Source organism: Streptomyces sp. NRRL F-5630 (assembly GCF_000719475.1).
GTDB lineage: Bacteria > Actinomycetota > Actinomycetes > Streptomycetales > Streptomycetaceae > Streptomyces.
In genome coordinates, this window is sequence record NZ_JOGO01000147.1 from 1 (window position 1) to 3,935 (window position 3,935).

The following is a 3,935-nucleotide window of genomic DNA, read 5'->3' on the forward strand; positions in this document are numbered from 1 at the left end:
GGGCCGAGGTGGGGGCTGGCGTCGGGGGCGGGGCGGCACAGGGGGAGGTTGATTATCGGGCGATACGACCATCAACGCCGTCTGTGGATAACTTCGGGCGCTCGTTTTGACGGCTTGCCATGATCTATCCAACGACCGGAACGAACGAGCGGACGGACGAGAAAGGCGACGGCGATGGCTGAGGCGAGGGCGGCGACGGAGGGCTCTGTGGAGCGGGCTGAGGAGGCGGAGCAGGACGAGGACGTGACTCTCCAGCGGCGGCGCAGAGACGCGCAGCGGGCGGCGCGGCGGGCGTTGAGCAGACCGCGGATGCGGGACTCGCTGAGGGAACGGATCGAGGAACTGGCGCTGCTCGCCGGTACGGTCGCCGACCTGGACGAGCCGGTGGACATCTACGGCGGCGGGATCGTCGCCGAACTGGAGGAACGGGTCGCCGAGTTGCTCGGCACGGAGGCGGCCGCGTTCTTCCCGACCGGGACGATGGCGCAGCAGGTGGCTTTGCGCGCCTGGGCGGGGCGGACAGGGAACCCGGTCGTCGCGCTGCACCCCCTGGCACACCCGGAGGTGCACGAGCGGGACGCGCTCCACACGGTGAGCGGGCTGCGCACGGTGCACCCGACGCGAGCACCGCGGTTGCCCACGGCGGCGGAGGTGGCGGCGCTGGAGGAGCCGTTCGGGACGCTGATGCTGGAGCTGCCGCTGCGGGACGCCGGTTTCGTCCTGCCGAGCTGGGAGGAACTGGTCGACGTGGTGGCCGCGGCGCGGGAGCGCGACGCGGTGGTGCACTTCGACGGGGCGCGCCTGTGGGAGACGGAGACGCATTTCGGGAAGGACCTGCGGGAGATCGCGGCTCTCGCGGACAGCGTGTACGTGTCCTTCTACAAGTCGCTCGAAGGACTGGGCGGGGCGGTGCTCGCCGGTCCTCAGCAGCTCGTCGAGGAGGCGCGGGCCTGGCGGCACCGGTACGGGGGCCAGGTCTTCCAGCAGTTCCCGACCGCGCTGAGCGCCTTGATCGGCCTGGACCGCGAACTGCCCCGGCTGCCGGAGTACGTGGCGAGGGCGCGCGAGGTGTCGGCGGCGCTGCGGCGCGGCCTGGAGCGGTCCGGGGTGCCCTGGTACCGGCTGCATCCGGAGGTGCCGCACACGCATCAGTTCCAGTTGTGGCTGCCGTACGCGGCGCGGGAACTCGACGAGGCGGGGATCGCGCAGGCGCACGAGCGGAGCGAGAGCCTTTTCGGCGCCTGGCACGAGCAGCAGGTCCCCGGAACCGCGTTCACGGAGGTGACGGTGACCGGGGCGGCGCTGGAGTGGCCGGACGAGGACATCGAGGAGGCGATCGCCGACTTCGTGGCACGGCTGGAAGGGGGCGGCCGAGCGGGAGAGGGGGCGCGGCCACGGGCCTGAGGCATCGGCCGAGGAGGCGTCCCGACGCGCGGAGGCTGCCGCGGACGGAGGCGTGGGGTCGGACCGGGACGTGGCGCAGGGGACGGGAGAAGGGAGACGCGGGGCCCGGACATGGCGCAGGGGCCGCGAGAGCGAGGCGCCGGGTCGGATCGGGGGGTCGGGAGGCGAAAACGGGGGCGGGGTCGGACGTGGTGCCAGCGGCGCGAGAACGGCGGCGTGGGGTCGGGACGGGTCGGTACGGGCTGAGGGGAGGGGACGTGGGCGGGGCACCATGGTGCGGTGAGCGTCATCATCGACATTGCCGGGCTGCCCCACGACCGGGTCCGCGTGAAGCCCTCGCCGCTGGCGGAGCTGGGCATGGCGCTGCACGCCTTCACGGAGTCCCGGCACCATCCACGGCTCGCGGCGTGGGTGACGGCGACCACGGCCCGTCTCGACCCGCACCTGGCCGACCGGCTGGAGGAGGCGAGGTTCCTGTGGGGTACGACGTTCTCCGACGTCTTCACGGCCTTCGCGGGACTGCCCGCCGAGGAGGAGGCGCAGCCGGCCGAGACACTCTCCGGGGAACTGGACCTCCTGGACCGGGTGCCGGACGAGGACTTCGTGGCGGCGCTGCTCGAATCGGTGTGCGATCCCTCGTACGGGACGCGGATACCGAGTCCGCTGACGGACGCCGTGGTGAGGCGGCGCACGCTGACGCTGGCGGCGGCGCAGGGCCGGGCCCTGGTCGACTTCACCCAACGGGTCCTCGCCGATCCGGGCTGGGCGCGGGAGTGGTTCCGGGGCTTGATGGCGGAGTGCGACGAGGCGTTCTTCGCCGATACGTGGCGGCGAGTGGGGCCGGGGCTCGCGGCCGACGCGCGGCATACGGCGGAGCTGCTCCGTCGCAAGGGCCTCGGCGCGGCTCTCGCCCACGCCTCCCCGGCCCTCACGTACGACGAGGAGACGGCCCGCGTGACGGTGGACAAGCTCACCACGGCGCGGACCGCGGCGGGACGGCAGGGGCTGGCGCTCGTGCCGACGCGACTGGGCAGCCCGCACCTGATGGTGCTGCACCGGCACGGCTGGCAGCCGGTGCTGCACTACCCGGTCGCCGCGCAGGACCCGCCACCGGGGCCGACGGTGGAGGAGCTGACGCTGCGGATGGAGGCCCTCGCGCACCCAGTGCGGATGCGGATGTGCCGACTGCTCTCCCGCTCGGCGTACAGCACGATGGAGCTCGCGGAGGCGCACGGATTGAGCGCCCCGGAGATCTCCCGCCACCTCGCGGTGCTGAAGCGGGCGGGCCTGGTCACGTCGAACCGGCGCGGCCGTTACGTACTGCACGAACTGGATCTCGAACTCGTGGCCCGGCTGGGCACGGACTTCGTGGGGCACTTGCTGAGGTGAGCGGGACGCCGCGAAGCCCTGGTCCGGGAGGAGACGAGAACTGACGGAAGGGAGGGAGGGAGCGCACCGGCAGGCGATTCAGGCGGCGGGGCCACCGCCGACGCGGACGATGCCGGTCTCGTAGGCGAGGACGACGACCTGCACGCGGTCGCGCAGGCCGAGCTTGGTGAGGACCCGGCCGACGTGGGTCTTCACCGTGGCCTCGGAGAGGACGAGCCGCGCGGCGATCTCCCCGTTGGACAGGCCCTGCGCCACGAGCCGCATGACTTCCTGCTCGCGGCCCGTGAGCCGGTCGAGTTCGGGGTGGGCGACGGGGGCGGCGCCGGGCAGCATCGGGGCGAAGCGGTCGAGCAGCCGTCGTGTGGTGCTCGGTGCGACCACCGCGTCCCCGCTGTGCACGGCGCGGATCGCAGCGACCAGCTCGCTGGGCGGCACGTCCTTGAGCATGAAGCCGCTGGCTCCCGCGCGCAGGGCGGAGAAGGCGTACTCGTCGAGGTCGAAGGTGGTGAGGATCAGCACGCGCGGCGCGGCAGGCCGCTCGTGAATCCGGCGCGTCGCCTCGACCCCGTCGAGCCGAGGCATCCGCACATCCATCAACACGACATCGGCCTCGACACGCTCCAGCACCTCAATCGCCTCCAGCCCGTCCCCCGCCTCGCCGACCACCTCCAGATCCGCCTGCGAGGCGAGCACCATCCGGAATCCGGCCCGGAGCAGGGCTTGGTCATCGACGAGGAGGATGCGGATGGGCGCGGAGGGAGCGGGAGTGCCGGTGTCGGCGGGGCCGGCGCTGGGTGCGCTCGGGCCGGGGGCGACTGGGCTCGCGGGCGCGGGCGCGGGGGCGGGTCCCCCGGGACCGTGAGCGCTCGGAACGGCGGGGTCGGAGGCGGAGGCGTGGGGGGTGGAGCCGCCGGGGGCAGCGGGGCCCGAGCCGAGGGCGCCGGGAGGGGAGGTGGCTGGGCGCGAGGCGCGGGGACCGGCGCCGCGTGGATCGGGCGTGCCCGGGCCGGGGGTGCTGGGGCCTGCGGGTGGGGTGGGCGGCATGGGGATTCCTTCGGGGACGGGGCCGAGGTGGGCGCCGGGCACGGGCGGGGCGTGCGCGGCGGTGAGCGGCGGGCGTGGGAGGGGGGCAGGAGCGGGCG

At 74.0% G+C, this 3,935-nt stretch carries 3 protein-coding genes; 2 read left to right on the forward strand and 1 reads right to left on the reverse strand.

Annotated elements, in window-relative coordinates; translation table 11 throughout:
* The first annotated feature begins 174 nt into the window (after positions 1-174).
* Together IF99_RS0129895 and IF99_RS0129900 are read left to right on the forward strand one after the other, a co-directional pair.
* Positions 175-1,404: a threonine aldolase family protein gene (locus IF99_RS0129895; RefSeq protein WP_031001540.1), complete on the forward strand. Its 1,230-nt coding sequence runs from the start codon at positions 175-177 to the stop codon at positions 1,402-1,404.
* Positions 1,405-1,683: 279 nt separating this feature from the next.
* Positions 1,684-2,793 carry a DUF5937 family protein gene (locus IF99_RS0129900; RefSeq protein WP_031001542.1) on the forward strand — a complete coding sequence of 370 codons (1,110 nt, stop codon included), beginning with the start codon at positions 1,684-1,686 and terminating at the stop codon, positions 2,791-2,793.
* A 78-nt stretch (positions 2,794-2,871) separates the two neighbouring features.
* Here IF99_RS0129900 and IF99_RS0129905 read toward each other — a convergent pair whose 3' ends face one another.
* A complete protein-coding gene (locus IF99_RS0129905) occupies positions 2,872-3,489 on the reverse strand; it encodes a response regulator (protein WP_051703769.1) in 618 nt (205 codons plus the stop codon).
* Between the last annotated feature and the right edge of the window lie 446 nt (positions 3,490-3,935).

Bases quoted from the DNA above. Each gene is read 5' to 3' on its own strand.
- IF99_RS0129895 (WP_031001540.1), top strand. From the start codon at position 175: ATGGCTGAGGCGAGGGCGGCGACGGAGGGCTCTGTGGAGCGGGCTGAG.
- IF99_RS0129905 (WP_051703769.1), bottom strand. From the start codon at position 3,489: ATGGTGCTCGCCTCGCAGGCGGATCTGGAGGTGGTCGGCGAGGCGGGG.